Below are 26,551 nucleotides of genomic sequence, written 5' to 3'. Positions count from 1 at the left end.
CACACGAATTGCTTGATTCAATTTGTTAAAGAGCGGTTGGTTAAGAGCTATTCGTCTCAACCGAGGCGCACATTCTACGCCTTCCTCATCTACTGTCAAGCGTTTATTTTGAAGTTTTTCGTTCAACTTCAACCGCTTAACTCGCTGCGATCTCTCGTAGCGGGAGGCGAATTCTACAGCGTTACAACCTGCTGTCAACCACCTTTTTCACCGCTGCCGATCAGAAGACCGAAGCACCACCAGGACCTTTCGTTTCGCTTAACTCGTTGATTTTCAAGGAGTTTCGCGTTCCGTTGTCGCTGGAAGTGGGGCGCATTATAAGGGAATCTGAAACGGCGTCAACCCTTTATTTCAAATACCTGCAGATCCCCATCATCCTTGCGCATGCGCAGGCAAACTGCGCACTATATTGCTCACACCGCACGCATAACCACGGATCACGCCCCTCTGATGAACACCCCGCACCGCAGCCTGGCCTCTACCCTGTTCCCCATCGCACTGCTGCTCATTGCCATGGCGTCCATTCAATCCGGTGCATCGCTGGCCAAAGGCATGTTCCCAATCGTGGGTGCCCAAGGTACTACCGCGCTGCGACTGATCTTTGCCAGCGTACTCATGCTGTTGATCCTGCGCCCTTGGCGCGCGCGGCTCGATGCCAGCACGCTGCGCAACGTGATCATCTATGGGATGGCGTTGGGCGGCATGAACTTCCTCTTCTATATGTCATTGCGCAGCGTGCCCCTTGGGGTGGCCGTGGCCCTTGAGTTCACCGGCCCCCTGACAGTCGCGCTGCTGGCCTCGCGCAGGGCACTGGACTTTGTCTGGATCGCACTGGCCGTTGCAGGCCTGTTGCTGCTTATCCCTGTTGGGCAGACAGATACCGGGCTTGACCTGGTGGGCGCCCTTTACGCGCTGGGCGCGGGCGTGTGCTGGGCGCTGTACATTCTATATGGGCAGCGCGCAGGCGCCGAAAATGGCATCCAGACGGCAGCGCTGGGCGTGGTGATCGCAGCGCTGTTCGTGGCTCCCATCGGGATCGTCCATGCAGGGGCGGCGCTACTGAGCCCCGCCCTGCTTCCCGTCGCGCTTGCAGTAGCGATTCTTTCAACCGCCCTTCCGTATAGCCTGGAGATGGTGGCACTGACGCGCATGCCCGCGCGCACCTTCGGCACGCTGATGAGCATCGAGCCGGCCTTCGGCGCGCTGTCAGGCTTGTTGTTCCTTGGCGAAAAGCTCACGCTGTGGCAATGGCTGGCGATCCTGGCCATCATTTGCGCATCGGTTGGGGCAACGCTCTCGATGAAGCGCGATGCTGTACCACCGGTTGCGGCCGACTGACTTGAGAAATGCTTGCATTTGAGTCACAGCCGCCTTGTACCTAGGGTCGTGGCTGACTTAAGCTGTCACATAATCATAATCAAGACGCTATCTACTTGGTGACAAAGGGATGCTGAGGAATCTCAAGGAAGACTCGAAGCGCTGACGACAGGCCCGCCTATACCGCCGGGCCTGCATAAGGACAGGAATGAAACGTATTTTGCTCATCCTGGCCATCTTGGCTATTGCTGGATGTGCCGCGACAGCCAAGACCGAGGTCAAACGAGGGAAAAAGGGCCTGCATATCAATTGCTCGGGCCTCTCTTCATCGTGGGACAAGTGCTACAGCAAGGCCGCCAGCTCCTGCACCGGCAAGGGCTATAAAGTCATTGCCCGCTCCGGCGACACCGACGAAGAACCCGGTGACTACATTTTTGGTATCAACCCAGCTGGGTATACCAGCCGCAGCATGATTGTCATCTGCAAATAACAGCAAAAAGGGCGACCCACGGGCCGCCCTTTTTTATGCGCTACGCAATCAGATTGCGCGGGTGCGCTGCTCCAACCATTGCAAGGCGTCACCTGCCAACAACGGGGCCAGCCGCTCGCGCACAGTGTTGTGATAAGCGTTGAGCCAGGCGATGTCTTCGCGCCCAAGCAGCTCCGGCAGCAGGCAGCGCGTGTCGATGGGGCACAGGGTCAAGGTTTCGAACTGTAGAAAATCACCGAACGCAGTGCTGCCCGCTTCGCGATTGACCACCAGGTTTTCGATGCGTACCCCCCACTGCCCGGGCCTGTAGGTGCCCGGTTCGATCGAACTGATCATACCCGGCTGCATCGCCGTCTGTGGCGTCGCCGCCGCTTGGTAGGCAATTACTTGCGGGCCCTCATGCACATTCATGAAGTAGCCCACGCCATGCCCTGTGCCATGACCATAGTCCACCTCATCGGCCCAGATGGGCGCACGTGCGATGGCATCCAGCAACGGTGAAAGAATGCCCCGTGGGAAGCGCGCCCGGGATAGCGCGATCATGCCCTTGAGCACGCGGGTGCAGTCAGCCTTCTGTGCATGGCTGGGCTCGCCAATCGGCACCATCCGCGTGATATCAGTGGTGCCGCCCACATATTGGCCTCCCGAGTCGATCAGCAACAGGCCGTCGCCCTCGATCACCGCATGGGACTGCTCGGTGGCCCGGTAATGAGGCATGGCGCCATTGGCGTTGAACGCCGCGATAGTGGAAAAGCTCAGCGACACGTACCCCGGGCGTCGAGCACGTGCGGCAGTCAATTGCTCGTCAACGCTAAGCTCGGTGATGCGCTGGGCACCCAAATTGGCTTCAAACCAGGCGAAGAACTCACATAACGCCGCGCCGTCCTGCTCCATAGCCTGACGAACATGTACCAAATCCGCTTCGTCCTTGCGCGACTTGCGCAACGTGGTGGGGTTGATCGTCTCAATCAGGCGCACGCGTGTATCGACAGCCTCCAACAGCCCACGAGTGACCCGCGCCGGGTCCAGCAGGAGCGCGGTATCAGGCTCGATTGCCGCCAGCGCGGCCGTTACCGTTGCATACCCACACACCTCAATGCCATCTGCCGCCAACACCTGGCGCAGATGCTCATCGACCTTGCCCTCGCCCACGAACAGCAAGGCACGCGTCTGACTGATCAATGCGAAAGCAACGAACACCGGATTGTACGAAACATCACTGCCCCGCAGATTGAACAGCCAGGCAATGTCGTCGAGCGTGGCGATGAAGTGCCAGTCGGCGCCTTTTTCGCGCAGCGTGGCGCGAAGCTCGGCGAGTTTTTGTGCCCGATTGACCGATGCATGCGGCGGCAGATGCTGATACACAGGGTTGCCTGGCAGCGCCGGGCGCTCAGGCCAGGCTTCGGCAAGCAGGTCGAGGTGTGTCAGCAACCGTACCCCGCGCGTGCTCAAGCGGCTCTCGAGCTGCCGCGCTGGCGCCAATGCCATTACCGCCCCATCGACTGCGACCACGCCGTTGGCCGGTGCGTGCTCGCCCAGCCACTCCAGGGCTCCTGGCTGCCCCGGGCGCAGCTTCATCAGCTCGATGCTGCTGCCCGCAAGCTCGTTCTCAGCCTGTTCCCAGTAACGGCTATCGACCCACAGCCCAGCAAACTGCGCGGTCACGACCAAGGTGCCCACCGAACCCTGAAAGCCCGACAGCCACTGCCGGCCTTGCCAATAGCCCGGCAGGTACTCCGACAAATGCGGATCGGCCGAAGGTACCAGCAGAGCATCGACGCCCTCACGGGCCATCAGCGCACGCACTCGGCTCAGGCGGGCCGGGACACTTTGCGAAACGGTGGACTGACTGTTCATGCGCTCTCCTGCGGCTAATCTCGACGGATCCAGACCGCCGATAATGAAACAGCCGCCCAGCGCCCGCAATCACGCAGGCGACATCAACGCCCGCTTTTGCCACACCCCGCCAGCGACCGCCGGTCAACCGTGCTGAACTTGGCTGCGCGCAGGCCTTCACAACTTTACCCAGGCCGCCCACGAGAGACCGTCATGCCCAGCCCCGACGAGCCAAAAACCGCCGTGGTGCTGCTCGACATCCGCGAGCACACTCCTGAACATGAACACGCCGTGCACCTGAAGCTGGCCGAGCGGCTGGCGGCGCTGCTGGGGATCGAGCACATCGAGCACCCGGCGACGCGGCAAGGCGCCCACTGCTTCTACTATATGCCTACCGACACACTGATCGATGCTCACCAGCAGCACGAACTGCCCATACGCAGCGACCAGGACCTGTTTGGCGGCAAGGTCAGCCAGCCCTACATGGCGACCAAAGCCATCTCCCACCCTCTGCCCGCCGGCGGCAATTCCCCTGCCGGCTGGACCGACAGTTTTGCCCGCCAGGCCAGTGACGCCCTGCTGCGCGGCTATAGCGTGTTTTCCAAGGCCGATGCCAGGCATGCCGCCAGCTTGCTGCTGCGCGATGGGCCGGTGCGGGTAAAGCCGGTGCTGGCCAAGGCCGGCCGCGGCCAAACGGTGATAGACCACATTGAGCAGCTCGAACCCCTGCTCCAGCAGATGGATGACCACCAACTTGGGGTTTGGGGCCTGGTTCTGGAGGAAAACCTCGTTGAAGTACAGACCCTCAGCGTTGGCCAGGTTCGCGTCGCGGGGATGACCCTGAGCTACCACGGCACGCAGCAGTTGACCCGCGACAACCAAGGTTGCGAAGTATACGGCGGCTCCGACCTGATCGTGGTGCGCGGGGGTTACGACGCCTTGCTGCAGTTGCCGCTGGAGGATCACCTGCGCTTGGCGGTCACCCAGGCGATGGCATATGAACAGGCCGCCGAGCAGCATTTCCCCGGTTTTATTGCCTCGCGCCGCAACTACGACATTGCCCGCGGGCGCAACCCGCAAGGCCACCTGCGCAGCGGCGTGCTCGAACAATCGTGGCGCATCGGCGGCGCCAGCAGCGCCGAGGTGCTGGCATTGCAGGCGTTCCGCGACGAGCCGAGCCTGCAGCGGCTGCGTGCCTCCACCCATGAAATATTTGGCGCTGCGCAACTGCCCGCCGACGCCACGCTCTTTTATCAAGGGGACGACAGTGAACTTGGACAGCTCAGCAAATTCGCGCGGATCCGCGAACATGACCATCGAGAGTGAAAACATCGACCTGCAAGTGCAAGGTGAGAGCATCGCCTGCACCCTGGTCAGCCCCGGCAGCCGCATGCCTGGGATCTTGTTCGTGCATGGCTGGGGCGGCAGCCAGCAGCGCGACCTGGCGCGGGCCCGACAGATCACCGGGCTAGGTTGTGTGTGCATGACCTTCGACCTGCGCGGCCACGAGAAAACCGCAAGCCAGCGGCTGACGGTCACGCGCGAACAGAACCTCGACGACCTGCTGGCCGCGTACGATCTGCTGGCCAACCACCCCTCCGTCGACCCTGCAGCGATTGCAGTTATCGGCAGCAGTTACGGCGGTTATCTGGCGACCTTGCTGACTGCTCGGCGTGCAGTGAAGTGGCTGGCGCTACGGGTGCCGGCATTGTACTGGGACGATGAATGGAACATGCCCAAGCAAAGCCTCGACCGCCAACGCCTGAACGACTACCGCCAACGTGCGCTGAGCCCAAGCGACAACCGGGCTCTGGCGGCCTGCGCCGAGTTCAGCGGCGACGTACTGCTGGTGGAATCGGAACAGGATGACTATGTGCCGCACAGCACGCTGATGAGCTATCGCTCGGCGTTCGGCAGTGCGCACTCGCTGACCCACCGCATCGTCGACGGCGCCGACCATGCGCTTTCCAGCGAACAGAGCCAGAAGGCCTACAGCGCGATGCTCACGGCCTGGATCAGCGAAATGGTCATCGGCGCCCGGCTCGACCGCTACCCGCATTATGCGCCTTGGTATGCCTGAGCCGTGCCGACCTGGCAATGTAGCCCGCCATCAGCGCCACGCACCAGGCTGCGCAGAGCCTGGTAGGCGGCGAAGTTCACCCCGCGCGCCTGATGCTGACGCAGCAATGCCATGAAAGGCTCCTCGACGAACGCATGCGAGGCTGCAGCCCACGCGGTGCGCGAACGCCACTGCAAATACTGTAAAACCCTGCAGCCGTCCTCGCTGGCCTGGACACTCACCCCTTCCAGCCCCTCGCAGCGCTGCGCCAACTGCTCGCTGCGCGACACCAATGCCTGGGCCAGCGCCGCCTGACGCTCCGGCGGCACGTCATATTCGATCATTTGGGTGAACCACAGGGAATGGGCGTAGTGCGACATGGTCCGTCTCCTCGCTTGGGGCAGTTGCAGCCAATTGGCGGGCAGGGTAAAACCTCTAGCTAACTCAAGGTCAAGGACAATCTGCATGAAGACGCCCCCAGGTGAAGAACGAATGCTCAGTGTTGGCCAATTGGCGGCACGCAGCGGTGTGGCGGTGACCGCCCTGCACTTCTACGAAACCAAGGGGCTGATCCACAGCACGCGCAACAGCGGCAATCAGCGCCGCTACCCCCGTGCAGTGCTGCGCAGGGTTGCGGTGATCAAGACCGCGCAGCGCCTAGGCATCCCGTTGGCCGAAATTGCCCAGGCGCTGGCCGCCTTGCCCCGCGACCACACGCCAAGCGCCGAGGACTGGCAACACCTGTCGCTGCACTGGCGTGCCGATCTTGACCGGCGAATAGAAGAAATGACCATGTTGCGCGACCAGCTCGATGGCTGCATCGGCTGCGGCTGCCTGTCACTCAAGGAATGCCCGCTGCGCAACTATCACGACCGTCTGGCCGAGCACGGCCCTGGGCCACATCCGGCCTGAGCAGCCCAGGCTCAGATCACCACGTTGCGTACAAACCGCACGGGCGTCTGGCCATCATTGCGATAGGCGTAGCGGCAGTCGCTGGCAAACACGTGAAACTGGCCGCTCTGCAGATGGTGTTCAGTGCCCTCGATCAGCAAGGTCAATTGCCCCTCGCTGACGTAGATCTGTTCGCTCCAACCTGCCGCATCGGCTTCGCTGAGGTAGTACTCGCCAGGGGCCAAGGTCCACTCCCACAGCTCGACTTCACGCCGCGCCGGACTGCGCCCAAGCAACATCGCGCGGCTGCCAGGCTGCTCTCCGGCCCAGGCCAGTTCGTCGATGCGGCTGAGGTCACGCTGATCAGGCGCCTGAATCAAGGTGCTGAAGGCCACATCGAGGGCGTCGGCGATCAGGTCCAAGGTGGTAAGGCTCACGTTGTTCTCGCCGGCCTCGATGGCCACCAGCATGCGCCGACTGACCCCGGAGCGCTCGGCCAGCGCCGTCTGGCTCAGCCCGGCATCACCACGCAGGCGGCGTACGTTCTGGCTGACGTGTTGCAGCACCGAGGCGCGGTGCGCGGAGTCTTTGTGCACTATATTGCTCACAGGCTGGAGTTTGCGCAGTATACTGCCCACTTTGCGGCGAATTGTGCGCCGCCCCAGCCGAGCACGCAAGCGCATGAGCCAGACCATCCCGGGCAAACCCACCGTCACCTTTCGCCTGAGCAAGGCCGAACTGGTGCTGGTGTTCATCACCATGCTCTGGGGCGGCACTTTCCTGATCGTGCACAATGTCATGACCGTGAGCGGGCCGATGTTTTTCGTCGGTTTGCGCTTTGCCGCGGCCGCCCTGTTTGTCGGCGCATTGTCCACTCGCGCCTTGCCAGGCCTGACGCTTACCGAACTCAAGGCCGGGATGCTCATCGGCGTCACTATCATGCTGGGCTATGGCCTGCAGACCATGGGCCTGCAAACCATCAACAGTAGCCAGTCGGCGTTCATTACCGCACTCTATGTGCCCTTCGTGCCACTGCTGCAATGGCTGGTGTTGGGGCGCCGACCAGGGCTGATGCCAAGCCTGGGTATCTGCCTGGCGTTCGTCGGCCTGATGCTACTGGCCGGCCCTGAAGGCGGCACCTTGCATTTCAGCGAAGGCGAAGTGGTCACGCTGGTCAGCGCCGTGGCAATTGCCGCCGAAATCATCCTGATCAGCCGCTATGCCGGCAAAGTGGATGTACGCCGGGTGACCGTGGTGCAACTGGCGACAGCGTCGGCGCTGGCGTTTCTGATGATCGTGCCGACCCAGGAGCGCTTGCCCGATTTCTCCTGGCTGCTGCTGGCCAGCGCTCTTGGCCTGGGGGCGATGAGCGCGGTGATCCAGGTAGCGATGAACTGGGCACAGCGATCCGTCTCCCCTACCCGCGCGACGTTGATCTACGCAGGCGAGCCTGTCTGGGCCGGGGTAGTCGGTCGTATCGCCGGCGAGCGCCTGCCCGGCGTCGCCTTGTTCGGCGCGTTGTTGATCGTGCTGGCGGTAGTGGTCAGTGAACTGAAGGTGCGCCGGCAGGGTAACCCGGGCACCGCAGAGGACGAGCAAGCGCGTCAGCGCGAGGCTGGGTAGTCCTGCGATCGATACGCCAAGCCTGGCGCCGGTCGTGCATTCCTTCACCGTGCTTTGTAAAAAACTGTTATAAAAAAACAGCTTGTCACAGCATATTTGTAGGATTTCGCAACCGCTTGCGTGTTGGTGATACCTCCCCCGGCACGTATGATCCTTGGCAAACCTTCCAGATCAAACCGCTATGTCATTGATTGTGCTATTGCTTCTGCCCTTCGTAGGCAGCTGCCTGGCGGCCGTCCTGCCGCACAACGCACGTAACGCCGAGTCCATTCTTGCCGGGCTCGTGGCCTTGGTCGGCACTGTCCAGGTCGCGTTGCTGTATCCGCAAATTGCCGATGGCGGCGTTATCCGCGAAGAAATCCTCTGGTTGCCGAGCCTGGGCATGAATCTGGTGCTGCGCATGGACGGCTTCGCGTGGCTGTTCAGTTTGCTGGTGCTGGGCATCGGCACCTTGGTGTCGCTGTACGCCCGCTACTACATGTCGCCGCAAGACCCAGTGCCGCGGTTCTTCGCGTTCTTCCTGGCGTTCATGGGCGCCATGTTGGGTGTGGTGATCTCTGGCAACCTCATTCAGTTGGTGTTCTTCTGGGAACTCACCAGCCTGTTCTCGTTTCTGCTGATCGGTTACTGGCACCACCGCGCCGATGCGCGCCGCGGCGCCTATATGGCGCTAATGGTCACCGGGGCGGGCGGTCTGTGCCTGCTGGTCGGCGCCCTGCTGCTTGGCCATGTGGTCGGCAGCTATGACCTGGACAAGGTGCTCGCAGCTGGCGACACCGTTCGCCAGCACGCGCTGTACCCGGTGCTGCTGCCACTGATCCTGATCGGCGCGCTGAGCAAGAGCGCGCAGTTTCCGTTCCACTTCTGGCTACCTCACGCCATGGCTGCGCCCACGCCGGTGTCGGCTTACCTGCACTCGGCGACGATGGTCAAAGCCGGCGTATTTCTGCTGGCGAGGCTGTGGCCGGTGCTCTCGGGTAGCGAGGAATGGTTCTGGATCGTTGGCGGTGCTGGCGCCGCCACGTTGCTGCTTGGCGCCTTCGCCGCCATGTTTCAGAACGACCTCAAAGGCTTGCTGGCGTATTCCACCATCAGCCATCTGGGCCTGATCACACTGCTGCTGGGCCTGAACAGCCCCCTGGCCGCCGTCGCCGCCGTGTTTCACATCCTCAACCACGCCACGTTCAAGGCCTCGCTGTTCATGGCCGCAGGCATCATCGACCACGAGAGCGGCACCCGCGACATACGCCGCCTGAGCGGGTTGTTCCGGTTGATTCCGTTCACTGCCACATTAGCCATGGTCGCCAGTGCCTCAATGGCAGGCGTGCCTTTGATGAACGGTTTCCTCTCCAAGGAAATGTTCTTTGCCGAGACCGTATTCATCAGTTCCACTGCCTGGGTCGAAGCAGCGCTGCCAGTAATCGCCACACTGGCGGGGACTTTCAGCGTTGCCTACGCGCTACGTTTCACCGTCGATGTGTTCTTCGGCCCCCCCGCGAAAGACTTGCCGCACATCCCCCACGAACCGCCACGCTGGATGCGCGCACCGGTCGAGCTGCTGGTGCTGACTTGCCTGGTGGTGGGTATTTTCCCGGCGCAATCAGTCGGGCCATTGCTGGCGGCGGCGGCATTGCCGGTAGTCGGCGGCACGCTCCCCGAGTACAGCCTGGCTATCTGGCACGGCTGGAATGCGCCGTTGATCATGAGCCTGGTGGCCATGTGCGGCGGCGTGGTGCTTTATCTGCTACTGCGCAAGCAACTGCGCCTGGGCCGCTTCCCCTACCCGCCATTGATCGAGCGCTTCAACGGCAAGCGCTTGTTCGAGCATGGCCTGGTGCGCCTGATGCTGCTGGCCCGGCACATCGAGGACCGGCTGACCTCACGGCGCCTGCAGATGCAGCTGTTCATGCTGGTGCTGGCGGCGTTCCTGGCAGGCCTCACCCCTCTGCTGTACAGCGGCCTGAGCTGGGGCGATCGCCCCAAGATTCCGGGGTCCGGCGTGTTCGTCGCGCTATGGCTGATCGCCATTGCCTGCGCCATCAGCGCCGCCTATCAAGCCAAGTATCACCGCCTGGCCGCGCTGATCATGGTCAGCGTGTGCGGCCTGATGACCTGCATCACTTTCGTCTGGTTCTCCGCCCCTGACCTTGCGCTGACCCAGTTGGCGGTCGAGGTGGTCACAACAGTGCTCATCCTGCTTGGCCTGCGGTGGCTGCCACGGCGGCTCGAGGGGGTTTCACCACTGCCAGGCAGCCAGGACCGCGCACGCCTGCGCCGGCTGCGCGACCTGGTGCTGGCGGTGCTGGTCGGCGGCGGCATGGCCCTGCTGTCTTACGCCATGCTGACGCGCCCGACGCCAAACGTCATTTCGTCGTTCTACCTCAGCCGCTCGCTGCCTGAAGGTGGCGGCACCAATGTCGTCAATGTGATGCTGGTCGACTTCCGCGGCTTCGACACCCTGGGTGAAATCACCGTACTGGTTGCCGTGGCGCTGACCGTCTTCGCCCTGTTGCGCCGCTTCCGCCCCCCGAAAGAAAGCATGCAGTTGCCCGCCCAGCAACGCCAGCTGGCGCCAGATGTGGTCACTGACCTGGTCAACCCACGCCATGCCACCGACACGGCGCTAGGCTTCATGATGGTGCCAGCAGCGCTGGTGCGCCTGCTGCTGCCGATTGCCCTGCTGGTGTCGATGTACCTGTTCATGCGCGGCCACAACCAGCCAGGCGGCGGCTTTGTCGCAGGCTTGGTGATGTCGGTGGCGTTCATCCTGCAATACATGGTCGCTGGCACCCAATGGGTCGAGGCGCAGATGAGCCTGCGCCCGCTACGCTGGATGGGTACCGGGCTGCTCTGCGCCACCCTCACCGGTGCCGGCGCCATCCTGCTTGGCTACCCGTTCCTGACCACCCACACCGCCCATTTGAACCTGCCGCTGCTGGGCGATCTGCACGTGGCCAGCGCGCTGTTCTTCGACATTGGCGTTTACACAGTGGTGGTCGGCTCGACGCTGCTTATCCTGACCGCACTGGCGCACCAGTCGGTGCGCGCTTATCGTCCTGGCAATCCTGCCAAGCCCAGCCAAGCAGGAGCCGCCTGATGGAAGAAGTCATCGCAGTCGCCATCGGCGTACTGGCCGCCTCCGGGGTGTGGTTGATCCTGCGCCCACGGACCTACCAGGTGATCATGGGCCTGTGCCTGCTGTCGTACGGGGTCAACCTGTTCATCTTCAGCATGGGTAGCCTGTTCATCGGCAAGGAGCCGATCATCAAGGACGGCGTAACCCAGGACCTGCTGCACTACACCGACCCGCTGCCACAGGCACTGGTGCTCACCGCAATCGTCATCAGCTTTGCCATGACCGCGTTGTTCCTGGTGGTGATGCTGGCCTCGCGCGGGCTGACCGGTACTGACCACGTTGACGGCCGGGAGCGTGATGAATGAACGGCATGAGCCAACTGATCATCGCCCCCATCCTGCTGCCCTTGATCACTGCGGCACTGATGCTGCTGATTGGCGAGAAACACCGCTGGCTGAAGGCACGGCTCAACCTGCTGTCCACCTTTGCCGGCCTTGGCATCGCTGTATCGTTGCTGTTATGGGTGCGTAGCCAGGGGCAAGCCGAGTCCATTGGCGTGTACCTGCCCGGCAACTGGCCAGCGCCGTTCGGCATCGTGCTGGTGGTCGACCACCTCAGCGCGCTGATGCTGGTGCTCACTGGCATCGTCGGCAGTTGCGCCATGCTGTTCGCCCGAGCCCGCTGGGACGGCGCTGGCGCCAGCTTCCACGCGCTGTTCCAGATCCAACTGATGGGCTTGTACGGCGCCTTCCTCACCGCCGACCTGTTCAATCTGTTCGTGTTTTTCGAAGTGTTGCTGGCGGCCTCCTACGGCCTGCTGTTACACGGCTCGGGGCGGGCGCGGGTAAGGGCAGGCCTGCATTACATCGCCGTCAACCTGTTTGCCTCCTCGCTGTTTCTGGTGGGCGCGGCCATGCTCTACGGGGTTACCGGCACCCTGAACATGGCCGACCTGGCCCTGAAAATACCGCTGGTACCTGAAGGCGACCGTGGCTTGCTGCATGCCGGCGCTGCGATTCTGGCCATGGCGTTTCTGGCCAAGGCCGGTATCTGGCCGCTGAACTTCTGGCTGGTTCCGGCCTATTCATCGGCCTGCGCACCGGTGGCCGCGTTGTTTGCGATCATGACCAAGGTTGGGCTATATGCCGTGCTGCGCCTGTGGAGCCTGCTGTTCTCCGGCCAGGCAGGGGCGTCTGCGCATTTTGGCGGCGACTGGCTGGTCTATGGCGGGCTGGCAACGCTTGCGGTGGCGGCGGTGTCGATCCTTGCCGCGCAGCGCCTGGAGCGCATGGCAGCGCTGAGCATCCTGGTATCGGCTGGCACGTTGCTAGCTGCCATCGGGTTCGGCCAGTCGGTTCTGACCGGGGCCGCGCTGTTCTACTTGGCAAGCTCCACCCTGGCACTGTGCGCACTGTTTTTGCTGGCCGAGTTGATCGAGCGCTCGCGCTCAGCCAATGAAGCGCCCCTTGAAGATGAAGAAGGCGCGATGCCGCCTCTTCTCGAATCACTGCACCCGCCGAAGGGCATCAACCTGGACGATGAGCAAAAGGCAGTAATTGGCCAGATCATCCCGTGGACCATGGCATTTCTCGGCCTGAGCTTTATCGCCTGCGCCCTGCTGATCATCGGCATGCCGCCGCTGTCGGGGTTCATCGGCAAGCTCAACCTGATCAGCGCACTGTTCAATCCATTGGGCCTGGGCGTACCGCGCGAGCAGCCTCTCGGGGCTGCCGGCTGGGCCCTGGTGAGCATGCTGGTGCTGTCGGGCATGGCGTCGCTGATTGCCTTTGGCCGCGTGGGCATCCAGCGCTTCTGGAAGCCCGAGGAGCGCCCGTCGCCGCTACTGCGTGCCTATGAATGCCTGCCGGTCGCGGTGTTGCTCGGCTTGTGTATCTTCCTCAGCCTCAAGGCCGAACCGCTGCTGCGCTACACCCAGGACACCGCCGCCGGCTTGCAGGCGCCTGAGGACTATATCAACGCGGTGATGGCCACACGGCCGCTGCCTGGGCCCACCACCGCCAAGAGCGAGGTGCAGCCATGAACCGCTTGTTCCCCGCGCCGCTGCTGTCGGTGGCTCTGTTTGTTCTGTGGCTGCTGCTCAACCTGTCCGTCAGCCCTGGCAACCTGCTGCTGGGCGCCGCACTGGGCGTGCTTGCGCCGATCCTGATGGCGCCGCTACGGCCGCAGCACGCCCATATACGGCGCCCGCTGGTTGTTACGCGGCTGATCGCCAGGGTTGGGCTGGATGTCATCGTGTCCAACCTACTGGTGGCCCGGGGCGTACTGCGCGCAGGCAGCCGCCCGCCCCGCTCGGCATTCGTCCATATTCCGCTGGCGATGCGCGACGCACACGGCCTGGCAGCGCTGTCGATGATCACCACGGTGGTGCCCGGTACGGTCTGGTCAGAGCTTGCCCTGGACCGTAGCGTGCTGTTGCTGCACGTGTTCGACCTGGAAGACGAAGCGGCCTTCATCGAGCATTTCAAGCACACCTACGAACGCCCGCTGATGGAGATCTTCGAATGAGCGGCCTGCTTGCCAACGCCATTCTTGCCAGCCTGTTCATCTTTGCCACGGCCATGGCCCTGGCACTGATCCGGCTGTTTCGCGGCCCGTCGGCCCAGGACCGAGTGCTGGCACTGGACTACCTGTACATCCTGGCCATGCTGATGATGCTGGTGCTAGGCATACGCTATGCCAGTGACACCTACTTCGAGGGGGCGCTGCTCATTGCACTGTTCGGCTTCGTCGGGTCGTTCGCCTTGGCCAAATTCCTGCTGCGCGGCGAGGTAATCGAATGAACGGAGCAGTTCAACTGCCGTTTTGGCTTGAGTTCTCGGTAGCAGCCCTGTTGCTGATTGGCAGCCTGTTCGCGCTGATCGGCGCGCTTGGCCTGGTACGGCTGAAAGATTACTTCCAGCGCATGCACCCGCCAGCCCTGGCTTCCACCATCGGTGCGTGGTGCGTGGCACTGGCGTCGATCCTGTATTTTTCGGCGCTCAAGCAAAGCCCTGTCTTGCACGCTTGGCTGATCCCGATCCTGCTGTCGATCACGGTGCCGGTGACCACCCTGCTGCTGGCACGGGCTGCGCTGTTTCGCAAGCGCACCTCCGGGGAAGCGGTGCCGGACGAAGTCAGTAGCGGCAATGACCGCGGTAACTGACGTTCACCCCTGGCTCAGGCGCTGCAGTTCACGGCGCACCATGGCCGCAAACGGCGGCGGGCTCAGCTGATAGATCTGCCCCGCTACCCACGCCAGCCAGTCGCCTTGCAGCTCATCGCGGCGCGCCAGCAGGCGCTCGGCCTGCTGCACAGCCTGGGCCTGGTACTGACGATGCAGGTCCGCCCGCGAACCCCGAGGTAGCGGCTCGCTCACTCGCTGGCCTTGAAGGTCGTCAGCTCGCCTTTGCGCCATTTGGCGACTTTGCCGGTTACGGCCTTGAGCAACTTGCCCAGGCCCTCTGGCACTTGCTGGTGCGCTGCGAACACCAACATCACACCGTGGCCCTCGCGGAACACGATGCCATCGCCCTCGGGCACCGAAACGAACGCGTAGTCGCCCTGCCCATACACATTGAACTTGATATCGCGATAACGCAGTTCCAGCTTGCCGCCTTCACGGCTGGGCAGCACCGCGGCTCGGAAGTGGTCGCCAACCTTCAGCTCAAGGCGTGGCTTGTCATCGACCACCAGCGCCTCTTCGGTGTCGATTTCGGCCATGTACAGCCCGTCAGGGCTTTGCTCGGTGACGTAGACGAAACGACCTTGAAACAGCTTTACCAGCTTGGCGCGCAAATCGCCCAGGGCGAACAACGCATGGGTATCAAGAGTACTGACTGCCAATGAAAACTCCTCACATCAATAGCATGCGGCCACTCCCCTGCGCCTGCTGCGCGGAGGTGACCATCACTTCAAGTCAAAGACCCGGGAACCACGCGACAAAGACTCCAACCAACGCAGTCGGCACGGCAACCGGAAATTGTTCTCCAGTCCATCGCCTTGTTGCGCGGGGTACTCTTGGGCGTGATTCGGTATCAGGGATACGTCATATCTGACGGAAAATCGGCCAGCAGAGATGCGGCAGACTGCGTCAGCGCTGTTGGCATGACGGGCCGCGATCTACATATACGTATTACAGGGGAGCAAATATGCACGAAAACAGTGAAATCCGTCGAGAGCCACGACACATTTCATGTGCTGCCAGGCCTCGATTCATCGTTATTCCGGCCGGCATCGCGTTTTTTCACGTCGCCGACAGCGACACCGGCAGGGTGCTCGGCTTTCGCAGGCGCCATCAGGACGCCTGCGAGCTGGCCCGTCATCTTGAGCGATGAGGGCTTAGCCAAGCCCGGACTCGGGCCGATAGCCCAGGCGCAAGCCACCCCAGTGGCGGCCCTTGACCATGATCGGCACCGACAGGTCGTGCATCAGCTCACCGGTGTCGCGGGTGTAGGTTTGCAGTAGCACCCGTTGTTGGTGGCTGCCGCAGCGAACCCCGGTACGGTCATCGAAGATGCGCTTGCTGCGGTTATGCGCCGTGTCATGCACCGTATCGCCCGTCAGCGGCTGATTGAACGCGCTGTTATGGGTGGGCACATAGCCCTGCTGGGTGCAAGCGATGGCGTAGACCAGGCCGTCATGCTGGCTCAGCAGCGGCTCCTGAATCGACGGCAGTACCGTGTCGGTGTAATGATCGAAGCAGGTGGTAAAGCGTGGCGGCTGCATACCCTGGATAGGCCGGTACTGGCGGTCGAACAGGTCTTCCAGCGTTACCCTGCCCTGTTCGACATCAGCCTCGAAACGCTCGGCAATCTGCCGCGCGCCCGCCTGGGCCAGCTCGAACACGCGCTGGTGATAGGCATCGAGCCCCACCTCGGCCAGGCGCTCGCTGAGGCTTTCGACCTGCCCTTCCATTTGCACCGCGGCCTTGGCCAGGCGCCGAGTCTGCTGATCGCTGACTTGCAGGTCGCTGCGCACCTGGGCCACCGCCTGGAACAGGGTATCGAGCTGGGTACGGTTATTCTCGGTGCCATCGGCAATTTCGCTCACCTGGCCCTCGACACTGGCCGCCAGCCCTGCGATCTGCGCCAGCTGCGCGCCGGTTTCTTCCACCTGCACAACGCCACTGCCCAAATCGTCAGCCAACTCGCGTATCTGCGCAACGACCTGCGCGGTGCGCGCCTGGATGTCTGCCACCATTTGCCCGACCTCCTCGGTGGCGCTGGCAGTGCGCCCGGCCAGCCCACGCACCTCATCGGCCACCACGGCGAAGCCGCGGCCATGGTCGCCGGCACGGGCCGCTTCGATGGCCGCGTTCAATGCCAGCAGGTTGGTCTGGCTGGCAATGGATTGAATGACCAAGGTCACTCGGGCAATGTCTTCACTGCGCTGATGCAGCGCTTCGATCAGTTCGCGGCTGGAGCTTGCGCGCACGCTGAGGTCGCGCATGCGCTGGATCGACTCAGCCAGCACCGCGCTGCCGGTCACGCTGCTGCCGTGGGCCGACCGCGCAGCTTCCAGCGCCTGCTGGCTGAGCCTGGCGCTGGCCTGCTCGGTAACGATCATGACTTCGGCACTGCCGACAATTTCTTGTGCGGCGCCCAACTGCGACTCAACCCGCGCCGCCAGTTGCTGCACGGCATGGGCCACCGAGGCTGCCGACAGGGCATTGTGGCTGGTGCCTCGGGCCAGCTGGCGGATCAGTTCATCGTGGGCCGATGGCGCCGGCTGGGCGACAGTGGGTGAGGCCTGGCGCACTCGCGGCAGCCACAGCACCAATAGTGCCACGGGTATGGCAAGGTAGAGCGCCCCTTCGACAAAGGCACTGGCGCACAACAGTGCGCACATCGCAACGCCCTGCAAAACGGCAAGGTTACGTGCAGACGCCGGGCGCGGCAGCTCGGCAGCCGGCAGAGTTCCTTCTCGCATCATCGGGTGATCCATCCGCATGTCGTTATTGTGACGCCATTAAACGCCACTACAACGCCACTATCCATACTTCCTTGGATGTAAGGCGGTCACGCTTGATGCAAGGCAAGAAAACACAAAGGCCCCAGGGATCGCTCCATGGGGCCTCGTGTACAGCGGACCGGTCAGATTTGGCGCTGATGGCGGTCGAGCTGTTCGTGGCGTTCCTGCGCTTCGATGCAGTACTTGGTGGTCGGGCTGATCAGCAGACGCTGCAGGCCGATAGGCTCACCGCTGTCATCACACCAGCCAAAGCTTTCGTCGCCGATACGGCCGAGGGCCATTTCCAGCTGCGGCAGCAGGCGTTGATCGCGCTCGATGGCGTTCACCAGCCAGTGCCGCTCCTCTTCGACCGAAGCCACGTCCGCCGGGTCGGACGGAGTGTCCAGGCTCTCGATGGTGCTGCGGCTCAGCTCGATGCGCTCATGGGTTTCGACTTTCATCGCCTGCAACAGCGCGGTGAAGAACGCCAACTGTTCGGCATTCATGTAGTCATCGGCCGACATGGCCAGCAACTGTTCCTTGGTCATCGATTTCTCTATGAAAAAATGTGCATTGGGCGTTTCGGGTGCCATCGGCGACGCATCACCGACCGCGGAATTTTTCAAGCGCCAATCGGCACTCTTTTACAGGGGGCGGCAGTCTAAGGTGCCGGGCGACATGGGGCAACATAAATGACAGCGCTTCTGACCGAATACCGCCTATTTCACCCCCCGGTCGGCGTTAACCGGCTAGCACCAAGGGCAGGCAGAACCGGCATCTGATGGCGCTTTACCCGCAATGGATAGAGCCCATGAACGATAACCTGCACCAACGCCTGGCCCAACTCAGCGCCCTCGATTGCCAGGTCGCCAAACGCTTCAACCAACGCCCTGTGCTGCTCGATACCGCCGCAAACCTGCTGATGGAGCAATGGCAGAGACGCCAACGCGGCAGCTCGCACAACCTGCGCACGCTTTACCTTGCCACCCCCACAGTGGACGGTGACCTGTGGGTTCGCCCGCTGGCCGAGGTGCTGGTCGAGCGGTATTGCCAAGGTGAAACCTTGAACCTTACCGCCCAAGCCGACTTCGTCACTGCCACCCCTCAGCCCGACCAGGCTGCGCAAGTGGACATCGACCTGCATGCATTGGAGGTGCTGATCAACGAAACCGCGCCGGTGCTGCTTGAGGCCTATCGCGAGAACTTGACCGCGTTCTGGAGTGAATTCAACGCAAGCGGCGAAACACCGTGGCAGTGGTACGCAACCTTTCTGCGCGGGCAACTGGACACCAGCATTCGCGCCAGCACGCACCTGCCGAGCGCAGCCCAGGCCGCAGCGAAAATGGTCCATGACTACCCCAGCGCCGCCGAACGCAGCACATGGCCTAACACCCAGGGCTTGAGCGTAGCGCGGCTGAGCATCGATTTTTCTGCCGACGGCGAACTGGACGTCGACCTCACAAGCGCCCTGCTGATCGAGCGTAGCGAAGAAGGCCCATCGCCCCAGGTAGTCTTGGTGTTCACCCTCACCGGCCGGCTGCTCAGCTTCACCTCGCGCGAGGCGATGCTCGCTGCGCTCAGCCGCAGCTGGCCTGAGGATGCCGTCGCCAGCCCGCGCCAGGTCAACATCGAGCCCCTGGCAGAGGACGTGTTCGAAACCATGGCCGGCGGCGTACTGGACCAGCAGCTGCACCTTATCGAACAGATCAGCGCTTCGTACCGCAGCCGCGCCCAGGCCGTTGCCCTGGGCCTGGACCTGGATCGCCTCAGCTCGATGATCGAGCAATGCGACAAAAATGAGGCAAGCCGCCGCGAACCACTGTCCCGGCAATTGCCAGAATGGCTACGCAATGCGTCGAGCCAGTCGCTGCTGCGCTACAGCAACCTGCTCATTGACGTCGCCCAGGGCTATCACGACAGCGACGGGCGCTTTTGGCTGGACGACGTCGACACCGCCGAGGCTTTCGTCAACCGGCAACTGGCCGCGCGTTTCAGCGTTGACCACCAGAGCAGCACACCTGCGCCGGAAACCGTTGAAGTGGTCAACTACGTGGTCACCGCTGCGGCGCTGCCAGGTGCCGAAGGGGCCGTGGTGTCTGGGGCGGTCGAGCCCGTTACCTATTCCCTCGCCCAGCTTGCAATCGCCAACATCGGGCTACTCAAACCTGGCCGGGTAGAACTGCGCTCGACCACCGACACACCGCTGCCTGATTGGCTGAACGAAACCTACATAAGGCGCCTGGTCAGCGAGCTCGATGCCGCCACCCGCTACCCAGCCATGCTGCGGGCGAAGCTGCTCGACGCTAAAGACGAACGCGCCGTCCGCGAGCGGTTGCTGGCCGAGCAACTGCAGTCGCAGTTGCCTGCCCTGGCCATGGAGTTGCATATGCGCGGCAAGCTCGACGATGGCGACGCCGCACGCCGCATCAGCGAGCTGTTCACCGCTGATGCCGGGCAACGCTGGGTGATGCGCGCGCTTGGCTTCATCAAGGCCCCTGGCGCTGACATCGACCACCCGCGCAATACCTGGTTGATCGAGGCGCAGCATCCGGGGGCCGGCCCGGTCCTGCTGTACAGACCACTGCATGAGGACTCGCTGCTGTCCTTCCGTGATCGCCTGGCGCTGTTCGTCGCCATCAGCACGCCAGGCGACTTGCAGGCGGACATTCTGGAACGTTTGCCAGCCGAAGACCGGCGTTTCTATAACCATGGGGGCTTCCAGGAACCGCACCTGTTCGTGCCGCTGGATGACACCAGCGCAATCCCCTTCGGCACACCTGCCCCGGCCCGCATAGCGGTCAACGATGCGTTACTGGCGCCGGCCAAAGGCCTGTATCTGGCCTGCGTAAATGAAGCCATCGCGCGGTTTTCCGAACACGCCACCAGCACTGCGCAAGCCCGCTGGGACAGCTGGAAAACCCTCGGCTGGCTGCTGTTTAACAGTTTGTTGCCACTGGCGGGCAGCACCCTTGGCAAAGTGGCCTGGCTTGCTCAGATGGAAGTGGCACTGGCCGAGTACGTCAACACAGATGCCGAAAGCGACCCGCTGCAACACCGGCTGACGATGATCAACCTGCTGCTGAACATCGCCATGCTGCTGTTTACTCACTCGATGTTCCGCCTGCAGCTGGAACACGGCGAGGTGATCGAGCCTGAAGTCGAACCCGCGCTCCCCGCTACCCCCAATGAGCCCGTGCCCGCGCTGACAGTGAGCACCACTGACAGCATGACCCACCTGGACTTCAGCTGGACCAGTGCCGGCCAACAACTTGGCGCCGTGCACCGCGCCGCACTGGATGCGCTTCAGGCCAGCGTCAAAGCCGAGGTGCTCAGCTCGCCTATTGAAGTGGGCAACCTGCGCGGCCTTTACCTGTATGGGGCCAGCGCGTACACACTGCTCGATGGCAAGGTATTCGAGGTCGCGCTGGACCGTACTCAGGACAAGGCGCGTATCATGGGCCCAGACAAGAGCCTGGGGCCTTGGCTGCGCATGGATGAGGCTGGCCGCTGGCAATTGGACCTGCATCTGCGCCTGCGCGGGGGGCAACCACTGTCCAGCAGACTGCGCAAGTTGGCGCTGGACAAAAACGCTGCCATGGAGACGGTCAACGGGCAACTAAAAGCCGAAAAAGAGCTCATGGATGCCAAACACAAGGAAATGCAGACCATAGATAATCTGGTCGGTGCCAGCAGCGATGATGCCACCTTGCAGCGCCTGCAAACCAAGATGCAGGCGATTTCGGTGTTCTGGAATACGCATCTGGAACACCTCAAGCAGCGCAACCAACTGCAGCCCGTCAAAGACTTCAAGCAGGTGCACGCGTACGCCCTGTACCAGGACGGCTATTGCCAACGCACGTTGCACAAGATCCTTCACGAGCGCTATCGCCCGCAACGCGAGCAACTGTTAGAGATTGGCCGCCAACAACAGCGCGGGGTAGAACTCACCGCAAGCGATGTCCGCATCGTCAAAGAGCGCCTGGACAACATCGCCCCCCTGCTCGACGACATGCTTGCCAACAACACCGTCTTGCAGCAGATCCGCGACGAGCTGGGCAAGCTGGCCAGTACCCAGCAAGCTGACATCAAGCGCTGGCATGAACTATCTGCGACCACGCCCGCCAGCCCGACCAAGGAGCTGGTGCTGCGCTTCCTGCGCCTTGAGGGCATGCTCAACCGCGTCACCCTGGTCCATGGCATAAGCGACGAGGCGGTGCCATGGCGCAAACGATTCTGGGGCAGCATAGAGATGGCCATCGCCCAGCGCGCCCGGCTGTACAAGCTCACCGATGCCGACGAGGAAGTCAGTGCGCGGCTGCTGCGCAGCATCAGGGAGCAATTCAAGGCCGGCGAGCGGCAATTGGCGGTACTTGCATCGCTGCTGCCGGCAGAGGCCGCCCAGGCGACCCTGTTGCAGATGAAAACGGAAGTCGAATGGCTGAGCGGCCAGACCGAACATGACTTGGCCGAGCTACCGGACTACCCACCAACTTGCACACTCACGCAACTGCGAAGCAAGGTACCGGGGCTGATCGAAACCAGTGACCACGGGCTGCTACTGGCCGAACCACGCGCAGACGATGCCAATACGGTTGACGTTCCAGGCCCCGATAACAAGAGCGCCTCACGCACCTACCACCTCAAGCACGGCAGTTGGGTCGAGGTGCAGACGGCAAAGCCAGCGCAGCCGGCTGCCCCGCAGGCATCCCTCAAGCATCTGCTCAAAGGCAGCACCACCCTGCTTGCCAATGCCAATGCCGAGCTTGGCAAACTGCGCAAGAACATTACCCGCTACCTGCCGGTGGAGCTTGAAGAGTCGCTGCAGCACCACCGCGATTTGCTTGGGGCCAGGGCAAATGCCATCGAGGCGCGCCTGACCGCCGATAATGAAACCGATGAAGCCGCCCAGGGGCTCGACGCGGAAGGGGTGGCGCGCAGCTTGCGCGAATTGTCCGCAACATTGCAGACCCAAGCCACTGAACTGCGCATAGAGGCTGCGCTCAAGCAAGCGCCGCGCATGGGTGAGGTGCAGTTTCTGCTCGAGCACAAACAAGTGCAGATCCAGCCAGATCGCATGCGGGTGCTCCTGACCAAGGTTGCCGGACGCCCGGCTGACTTCATCGACGAGTACAGCATCAGCCACAACGGCCAGGTGCTGTGGTATGCGCACTTCCACTACCCGGCGCAGAATACCGCGCGAGAAGGCTTCACCGAAGGGCACCTCAAAACGGCCGAACAACGGCTGATAAAGGGCCCAGAAGTGTATTACTACGGCATCACCCACGCTGCCGCACAGAAAGTGTTCTTCAACCTCTGAAGGCCATCACGCCGGGCGTGACCATGCCGCGCCCGGCCCTCCCCTTTAGCGGTCCTTGAACTGCGCCTCGCGTTTGGCAATGAACGCGGCCATGCCTTCTTTCTGGTCTTCGGTGGCGAAGGCTGCGTGGAACACACGGCGCTCGAAACGCACGCCCTCGCTGAGGGTGACTTCGAAGGCGCGGTTGACGCTCTCCTTGACCATCATGCTCACCGGCACCGACTTGGCAGCGATGCTGGCGGCGACTTTCAGCGCCTCTTCAAGCAGCTCTGCCTGCGGTACGACGCGGGCTACAAGGCCTGCGCGCTCGGCTTCTTCAGCGCCCATCAGGCGGCCACTCAAACACAGCTCCATGGCCTTGGCCTTGCCCACCGCGCGGGTCAGGCGCTGGGTGCCACCCATGCCCGGCAGCACGCCCAGGTTGATCTCAGGCTGGCCGAACTTGGCGTTGTCGGCGGCCAGGATGAAGTCGCACATCATGGCCAGTTCACAGCCACCGCCCAGGGCAAAGCCCGACACTGCGGCGATGATCGGCTTGCGCCGGTTGGCGATGCGGTCGGCGTCGCTGAACAGGTCGTCGACGTAGATTTGCGGGTATTGCAGCTCGGCCATTTCCTTGATGTCCGCGCCAGCGGCAAAGGCTTTGGCGGAACCGGTCAACACCACGCAACCAATATTGGCATCACGCTCGAGCTGGTCGAGCGCCTGGTTGATCTCGGCGACGATCTGCGCGTTCAGCGCGTTCAGCGCCTGCGGGCGGTTGAGGGTGATCAGGCCGACCTTGCCGTGGATGTCCAGCAGGATGGTTTCGAATGCCATGCGGGTTGCTCCTTCAAAGGTTGCGCGCAATGACCATGCGCTGAATGTCACTGGTGCCTTCGTAGATCTGGCACACCCGCACGTCGCGGTAGATGCGTTCGAGCGGGAAGTCGCTCAGATAGCCATATCCGCCGAGCGTCTGCAAGGCATCCGAACAGACCTTTTCGGCCATTTCCGAGGCAAACAGCTTGGCCATCGACGCCTCCACCAGCGCCGGGCGCCCGGCATCGCGCAAGGCCGCGGCGTGCAGCACCATCTGCCGGGCAACGGCAATGCGCGTAGCCATATCGGCCAGGCGGAAGGCCACTGCCTGGTGCTCCACCAGGGGTTTGCCGAAGCTCTGGCGCTCTTTGGCGTAGTCGCGCGCCACCTCGAACGCCGCGCGGGCCATGCCCACCGACTGGGCAGCGATGCCAATACGCCCGCCCTCAAGGTTGGCCAGGGCAATCTTGTAGCCTTGGCCTTCGTCACCCAGGCGATTGGCCAGCGGCACACGGACGTTGTCAAAGACGATCTGGCAGGTATCGGAAGCATGCTGGCCCAGTTTGTCTTCAACACGCGCCACTTGGTAACCAGGGCTATCGGTGGGCACGATGAAGGCGCTGATACCGCGCTTGCCAGCCTCGGGGTCAGTGACGGCAAACACGATCACCACCCCGGCGGTCTGCCCGGAGGTGATGAACTGCTTGCTGCCAGTGAGCACGTAATGGTCGCCATCGAGCCGGGCACGCGCTTTGAGGCCGCTGGCGTCGGAACCGGCCTGGGGTTCGGTCAGGGCGAAGGCACCGAGCATGCTGCCGGTGGCCAGCGGCGTTAGAAACTGCTGTTTCTGCGCGTCCGTGCCAAAGCGCAGGATCGGCACGCAACCCACCGAGTTGTGCACGCTCATGATGGTCGAGCAGGCGCCATCGCCGGCGGCGATTTCTTCAAGGGCCATGGCATAAGCCACGTAGCCGGTGTCGCTGCCGCCCCACTGCTCCGGCACCAACATGCCAAACAGGCCCATCTCGGCCATTTCTGCGATGGCCTCCTTGGGAAAGCGGTGCTCTTTGTCCCATTGCTCGGCAAAGGGCTTCAGGCGCTCCTGGGCAAACCCGCGCACAGCGTCGGCGATCTGTTGTTGTTCGTCAGTTACCAGCATGCTTCACCTCAGTACAGGCATTCAACGGCCATGGCCGTGGCCTCGCCGCCGCCAATGCAGATGGCCGCCACGCCACGGCGCAGGTTGTTCTGGCGCAAGGCCGACAGCAGCGTCACCAGAATCCGCGCGCCCGAGGCGCCAATCGGGTGGCCCAGAGCGCACGCACCGCCATGGATGTTGACCTTGTCGTGGGGCAGGTCGAGCTGCTGCATGGCCGCCAGGGTAACCACAGCAAACGCCTCGTTGATCTCGAACAGGTCGACATCGCCAAGCGCCCAGCCGGTGCGTTGCAGCAGTTTTTCGATGGCACCGATGGGGGCTGTGGGAAACAACGCAGGCGTGTCGGCAAATGCCGCATGGCCATGGATCAGCGCCAGCGGCTTCAAGCCCCGTTGTTCCGCCTGCGAGCGGCGCATCAGCACCAAGGCAGCGGCGCCGTCGGAAATGGAACTGGAGTTGGCTGCCGTGACCGTGCCGCCCTCGCGGAACGCCGGTCGCAACTGGGCGATCTTGTCCAGCCGCGCCTTGGGCGGCTGCTCGTCGTGCTCGATCAGGCGCTGCTGCTTGCCTTCGGTCACTTGCACCGGGGCGATCTCGGCCGCAAAACGGCCACTGCTGATGGCCTGCTGGGCACGGGTCAGCGAGGCGATGGCGAAGGCGTCCTGGGCTTCACGGCTAAAGCCGCCATTCTGCGCGCAGTCCTCGGCAAAGGTGCCCATCAGGCGGCCTTTGTCATAGGCATCTTCCAAGCCATCCATGAACATATGGTCAATGACCTTGCCATGGCCCATGCGGTAGCCGCCGCGGGCCTTGTCCAGCAGATACGGAGCGTTGCTCATGCTCTCCATGCCACCGGCGACGATCACCTCGGCGCTGCCGGCCAGCAACTGGTCATGGGCGATGATGGCCGCCTGCATGCCAGAGCCGCACATCTTGTTCAACGTGGTGCACGGGGTGTGCTTGCCAAGCCCTGCGCCCAGCGCCGCCTGGCGCGCCGGTGCCTGGCCCAGGCCTGCGGGCAGCACGCAACCAAACAACACTTGGTCGACGCTGGCGGCATCGATGCCGGCGCGCTCGACGGCGGCGCGGATCGCCGCGCTGCCCAGTTGCGGCGCAGTGAGGCTGCTGAGGTCGCCCTGCAGCCCGCCCATGGGCGTGCGCACGGCGCTGACGATTACGATGGGGTCATTGGCCAATGTCATGTGTTCGCTCCTTTACTTGGCTGCCATGCGCAGCGCGCCGTCAAGGCGGATCACCTCGCCGTTGAGCATGCTGTTCTCGATGATATGGCGGGCCAGGGCTGCGTATTCCTGCGGGCGGCCGAGGCGCGGCGGGAACGGCACACCGGCGCACAGTGAAGCGCGTACTTCTTCGGTCATGCCGGCCATCATCGGGGTTTCGAAAATACCTGGGGCGATGGTCATCACACGGATGCCGAAGCGCGCCAGCTCGCGGGCTGCGGGCAGCGTCAGGCTGGCGATGGCACCTTTGGAAGCGGCATAGGCGGCCTGGCCGATCTGGCCGTCGTAGGCGGCGACCGAGGCGGTGTTGATGATCACCCCGCGCTCGCCACCTTCATTGGCCGGGCCTTCGGCCATGGCCGCAGCGGCCAGGCGCAGCAAGTTGAAGCTGCCAATCAAGTTGACGTTGATGACCTTGGCAAAGCTGCCGAGTGCGTGCGGGCCATGCTTGCCCAGCACTTTCTCGGCGCCGACGATACCGGCGCAATTGACCAGCCCGTGCAGGCTGCCGAACGCTTCGAGGGTGGCATCCACCGCCGCTTGGGCAGCCTGTTCATCACTGATGTCGGCCACGGCAAAACGGGCGTTGCGGCCCAATTCTTCGGCCTTGGCCTGTACAGCCGCCGCATTGAGGTCAACCAGCATGACCCGGGCACCGGCCTCGATGAGCATCTGGGCAGTCGCAGCACCCAGCCCTGAGGCGGCGCCACTGACGATGAAATTGTGCTGAGCGATAAGCATGTCGAAGCTCCCATTGATGCCGCGCACACCAGGCTGCGCAGCTTACGGTCG

General features: G+C 62.9%; 24 protein-coding genes. 13 read left to right on the top strand and 11 right to left on the bottom strand.

Going from position 1 to position 26,551, the window contains the following annotated elements:
• Positions 1-450: 450 nt before the first annotated feature.
• Together rhtA and HU719_RS05470 are read left to right on the top strand one after the other, a co-directional pair.
• Positions 451-1,338: a threonine/homoserine exporter RhtA gene (rhtA, locus tag HU719_RS05475; protein ID WP_186534814.1), complete on the top strand. Its 888-nt coding sequence runs from the start codon at positions 451-453 to the stop codon at positions 1,336-1,338.
• A gap of 187 nt (positions 1,339-1,525) precedes the next feature.
• Complete coding sequence (locus tag HU719_RS05470) at positions 1,526-1,807, top strand: hypothetical protein (RefSeq protein WP_186518263.1); 282 nt, start codon at positions 1,526-1,528, stop codon at positions 1,805-1,807.
• 48 nt (positions 1,808-1,855) lie between these two features.
• Here the strand turns inward: HU719_RS05470 and HU719_RS05465 are convergent, their stop codons facing one another.
• On the bottom strand, positions 1,856-3,664 hold the full coding sequence (locus HU719_RS05465) for an aminopeptidase P family protein (RefSeq protein ID WP_186534813.1): 1,809 nt from the start codon (positions 3,662-3,664) through the stop codon (positions 1,856-1,858).
• 192 nt (positions 3,665-3,856) lie between these two features.
• Between HU719_RS05465 and HU719_RS05460 the strand changes: the two genes are divergently transcribed.
• Positions 3,857-4,969 (top strand): DUF3182 family protein, encoded by a 1,113-nt coding sequence (locus HU719_RS05460; RefSeq protein ID WP_186534812.1) that lies wholly within the window; start codon positions 3,857-3,859, stop codon positions 4,967-4,969.
• Positions 4,953-5,723, top strand: a complete 771-nt coding sequence (locus HU719_RS05455; protein ID WP_186518257.1) for an alpha/beta hydrolase family protein — start codon at positions 4,953-4,955, stop codon at positions 5,721-5,723. Before HU719_RS05460 ends, HU719_RS05455 begins: the two co-directional genes overlap by 17 nt.
• Here HU719_RS05455 and HU719_RS05450 read toward each other — a convergent pair.
• Positions 5,702-6,082 carry an antibiotic biosynthesis monooxygenase gene (locus HU719_RS05450; RefSeq protein WP_186518255.1) on the bottom strand — a complete coding sequence of 127 codons (381 nt, stop codon included), beginning with the start codon at positions 6,080-6,082 and terminating at the stop codon, positions 5,702-5,704. The genes HU719_RS05455 and HU719_RS05450 overlap by 22 nt on opposite strands.
• A gap of 85 nt (positions 6,083-6,167) precedes the next feature.
• Here HU719_RS05450 and soxR point away from each other — a divergent pair, with 85 nt between their 5' ends.
• The gene (gene soxR, locus HU719_RS05445) at positions 6,168-6,614 is read left to right on the top strand and encodes a redox-sensitive transcriptional activator SoxR (RefSeq protein ID WP_186534811.1); all 447 of its coding nucleotides are present in this window, start codon (positions 6,168-6,170) and stop codon (positions 6,612-6,614) included.
• An 11-nt stretch (positions 6,615-6,625) separates the two neighbouring features.
• On the opposite strand, the gene HU719_RS05440 is transcribed toward soxR, so the two are convergent.
• The gene (locus tag HU719_RS05440; protein WP_186534810.1) at positions 6,626-7,189 is read right to left on the bottom strand and encodes a helix-turn-helix domain-containing protein; all 564 of its coding nucleotides are present in this window, start codon (positions 7,187-7,189) and stop codon (positions 6,626-6,628) included.
• 85 nt (positions 7,190-7,274) lie between these two features.
• Between HU719_RS05440 and HU719_RS05435 the strand changes: the two genes are divergently transcribed.
• The 7 genes from HU719_RS05435 (at position 7,275) to HU719_RS05405 (ending at position 14,455) form a co-directional block, all read left to right on the top strand.
• Entirely contained in the window at positions 7,275-8,216 is a 942-nt protein-coding gene (locus tag HU719_RS05435; protein ID WP_186534809.1) for a DMT family transporter, read from the top strand.
• A 181-nt stretch (positions 8,217-8,397) separates the two neighbouring features.
• Positions 8,398-11,313 carry a monovalent cation/H+ antiporter subunit A gene (locus tag HU719_RS05430; RefSeq protein ID WP_186518249.1) on the top strand — a complete coding sequence of 972 codons (2,916 nt, stop codon included), beginning with the start codon at positions 8,398-8,400 and terminating at the stop codon, positions 11,311-11,313.
• Positions 11,313-11,657, top strand: a complete 345-nt coding sequence (locus HU719_RS05425; protein ID WP_186518248.1) for a Na+/H+ antiporter subunit C — start codon at positions 11,313-11,315, stop codon at positions 11,655-11,657. Before HU719_RS05430 ends, HU719_RS05425 begins: the two co-directional genes overlap by 1 nt.
• Positions 11,654-13,333 carry a monovalent cation/H+ antiporter subunit D gene (locus HU719_RS05420; protein ID WP_186534808.1) on the top strand — a complete coding sequence of 560 codons (1,680 nt, stop codon included), beginning with the start codon at positions 11,654-11,656 and terminating at the stop codon, positions 13,331-13,333. The genes HU719_RS05425 and HU719_RS05420 overlap by 4 nt, the downstream gene beginning before the upstream one ends.
• Positions 13,330-13,818, top strand: coding sequence for a Na+/H+ antiporter subunit E (locus HU719_RS05415; RefSeq protein ID WP_186518246.1), 489 nt, complete (start codon positions 13,330-13,332; stop codon positions 13,816-13,818). Before HU719_RS05420 ends, HU719_RS05415 begins: the two co-directional genes overlap by 4 nt.
• Positions 13,815-14,093 carry a K+/H+ antiporter subunit F gene (locus tag HU719_RS05410; RefSeq protein WP_186518245.1) on the top strand — a complete coding sequence of 93 codons (279 nt, stop codon included), beginning with the start codon at positions 13,815-13,817 and terminating at the stop codon, positions 14,091-14,093. Before HU719_RS05415 ends, HU719_RS05410 begins: the two co-directional genes overlap by 4 nt.
• Positions 14,090-14,455, top strand: coding sequence for a Na+/H+ antiporter subunit G (locus HU719_RS05405; RefSeq protein WP_186518244.1), 366 nt, complete (start codon positions 14,090-14,092; stop codon positions 14,453-14,455). Before HU719_RS05410 ends, HU719_RS05405 begins: the two co-directional genes overlap by 4 nt.
• A gap of 3 nt (positions 14,456-14,458) precedes the next feature.
• On the opposite strand, the gene HU719_RS05400 is transcribed toward HU719_RS05405, so the two are convergent.
• The 4 genes from HU719_RS05400 to HU719_RS05385 form a co-directional block, all read right to left on the bottom strand.
• The gene (locus tag HU719_RS05400) at positions 14,459-14,668 is read right to left on the bottom strand and encodes a hypothetical protein (protein ID WP_186518242.1); all 210 of its coding nucleotides are present in this window, start codon (positions 14,666-14,668) and stop codon (positions 14,459-14,461) included.
• Positions 14,665-15,135: a hypothetical protein gene (locus HU719_RS05395; RefSeq protein WP_186518240.1), complete on the bottom strand. Its 471-nt coding sequence runs from the start codon at positions 15,133-15,135 to the stop codon at positions 14,665-14,667. Before HU719_RS05395 ends, HU719_RS05400 begins: the two co-directional genes overlap by 4 nt.
• Before the next feature lie 495 nt (positions 15,136-15,630).
• Complete coding sequence (locus HU719_RS05390; protein WP_437179654.1) at positions 15,631-16,857, bottom strand: methyl-accepting chemotaxis protein; 1,227 nt, start codon at positions 16,855-16,857, stop codon at positions 15,631-15,633.
• A gap of 527 nt (positions 16,858-17,384) precedes the next feature.
• Entirely contained in the window at positions 17,385-17,789 is a 405-nt protein-coding gene (locus tag HU719_RS05385; protein WP_186518236.1) for a TraR/DksA family transcriptional regulator, read from the bottom strand.
• Positions 17,790-18,052: 263 nt separating this feature from the next.
• Between HU719_RS05385 and HU719_RS05380 the strand changes: the two genes are divergently transcribed.
• Positions 18,053-22,558 carry a DUF6543 domain-containing protein gene (locus HU719_RS05380; protein ID WP_186534806.1) on the top strand — a complete coding sequence of 1,502 codons (4,506 nt, stop codon included), beginning with the start codon at positions 18,053-18,055 and terminating at the stop codon, positions 22,556-22,558.
• A gap of 45 nt (positions 22,559-22,603) precedes the next feature.
• On the opposite strand, the gene HU719_RS05375 is transcribed toward HU719_RS05380, so the two are convergent.
• Genes HU719_RS05375 through HU719_RS05360 form a run of 4 tightly spaced genes read right to left on the bottom strand, consistent with a single transcriptional unit; the run spans position 22,604 to position 26,500 of the window.
• A complete protein-coding gene (locus HU719_RS05375) occupies positions 22,604-23,377 on the bottom strand; it encodes an enoyl-CoA hydratase (protein ID WP_186518232.1) in 774 nt (257 codons plus the stop codon).
• A gap of 13 nt (positions 23,378-23,390) precedes the next feature.
• Positions 23,391-24,518 carry an acyl-CoA dehydrogenase gene (locus HU719_RS05370; RefSeq protein ID WP_186518231.1) on the bottom strand — a complete coding sequence of 376 codons (1,128 nt, stop codon included), beginning with the start codon at positions 24,516-24,518 and terminating at the stop codon, positions 23,391-23,393.
• 8 nt (positions 24,519-24,526) lie between these two features.
• Entirely contained in the window at positions 24,527-25,720 is a 1,194-nt protein-coding gene (locus HU719_RS05365) for an acetyl-CoA C-acyltransferase (protein WP_186518230.1), read from the bottom strand.
• 12 nt (positions 25,721-25,732) lie between these two features.
• A complete protein-coding gene (locus tag HU719_RS05360) occupies positions 25,733-26,500 on the bottom strand; it encodes an SDR family NAD(P)-dependent oxidoreductase (protein WP_186518229.1) in 768 nt (255 codons plus the stop codon).
• Positions 26,501-26,551: the final 51 nt, after the last annotated feature.

Source organism: Pseudomonas farsensis (genome assembly GCF_014268805.2).
Taxonomy (GTDB): domain Bacteria; phylum Pseudomonadota; class Gammaproteobacteria; order Pseudomonadales; family Pseudomonadaceae; genus Aquipseudomonas; species Aquipseudomonas farsensis.
This window is presented reverse-complemented; position numbering and strand designations above follow the sequence as displayed.

Coding starts and splice junctions, on each gene's coding strand:
- rhtA (WP_186534814.1), top strand. CDS start 451: ATGAACACCCCGCACCGCAGCCTGGCCTCTACCCTGTTCCCCATCGCA.
- HU719_RS05470 (WP_186518263.1), top strand. CDS start 1,526: ATGAAACGTATTTTGCTCATCCTGGCCATCTTGGCTATTGCTGGATGT.
- HU719_RS05465 (WP_186534813.1), bottom strand. CDS start 3,664: ATGAACAGTCAGTCCACCGTTTCGCAAAGTGTCCCGGCCCGCCTGAGC.
- HU719_RS05460 (WP_186534812.1), top strand. CDS start 3,857: ATGCCCAGCCCCGACGAGCCAAAAACCGCCGTGGTGCTGCTCGACATC.
- HU719_RS05455 (WP_186518257.1), top strand. CDS start 4,953: ATGACCATCGAGAGTGAAAACATCGACCTGCAAGTGCAAGGTGAGAGC.
- HU719_RS05450 (WP_186518255.1), bottom strand. CDS start 6,082: ATGTCGCACTACGCCCATTCCCTGTGGTTCACCCAAATGATCGAATAT.
- soxR (WP_186534811.1), top strand. CDS start 6,168: ATGAAGACGCCCCCAGGTGAAGAACGAATGCTCAGTGTTGGCCAATTG.
- HU719_RS05435 (WP_186534809.1), top strand. CDS start 7,275: ATGAGCCAGACCATCCCGGGCAAACCCACCGTCACCTTTCGCCTGAGC.
- HU719_RS05430 (WP_186518249.1), top strand. CDS start 8,398: ATGTCATTGATTGTGCTATTGCTTCTGCCCTTCGTAGGCAGCTGCCTG.
- HU719_RS05425 (WP_186518248.1), top strand. CDS start 11,313: ATGGAAGAAGTCATCGCAGTCGCCATCGGCGTACTGGCCGCCTCCGGG.
- HU719_RS05420 (WP_186534808.1), top strand. CDS start 11,654: ATGAACGGCATGAGCCAACTGATCATCGCCCCCATCCTGCTGCCCTTG.
- HU719_RS05415 (WP_186518246.1), top strand. CDS start 13,330: ATGAACCGCTTGTTCCCCGCGCCGCTGCTGTCGGTGGCTCTGTTTGTT.
- HU719_RS05410 (WP_186518245.1), top strand. CDS start 13,815: ATGAGCGGCCTGCTTGCCAACGCCATTCTTGCCAGCCTGTTCATCTTT.
- HU719_RS05405 (WP_186518244.1), top strand. CDS start 14,090: ATGAACGGAGCAGTTCAACTGCCGTTTTGGCTTGAGTTCTCGGTAGCA.
- HU719_RS05390 (WP_437179654.1), bottom strand. CDS start 16,857: ATGATCGTTACCGAGCAGGCCAGCGCCAGGCTCAGCCAGCAGGCGCTG.
- HU719_RS05385 (WP_186518236.1), bottom strand. CDS start 17,789: ATGACCAAGGAACAGTTGCTGGCCATGTCGGCCGATGACTACATGAAT.
- HU719_RS05380 (WP_186534806.1), top strand. CDS start 18,053: ATGAACGATAACCTGCACCAACGCCTGGCCCAACTCAGCGCCCTCGAT.
- HU719_RS05375 (WP_186518232.1), bottom strand. CDS start 23,377: ATGGCATTCGAAACCATCCTGCTGGACATCCACGGCAAGGTCGGCCTG.
- HU719_RS05370 (WP_186518231.1), bottom strand. CDS start 24,518: ATGCTGGTAACTGACGAACAACAACAGATCGCCGACGCTGTGCGCGGG.
- HU719_RS05365 (WP_186518230.1), bottom strand. CDS start 25,720: ATGACATTGGCCAATGACCCCATCGTAATCGTCAGCGCCGTGCGCACG.
- HU719_RS05360 (WP_186518229.1), bottom strand. CDS start 26,500: ATGCTTATCGCTCAGCACAATTTCATCGTCAGTGGCGCCGCCTCAGGG.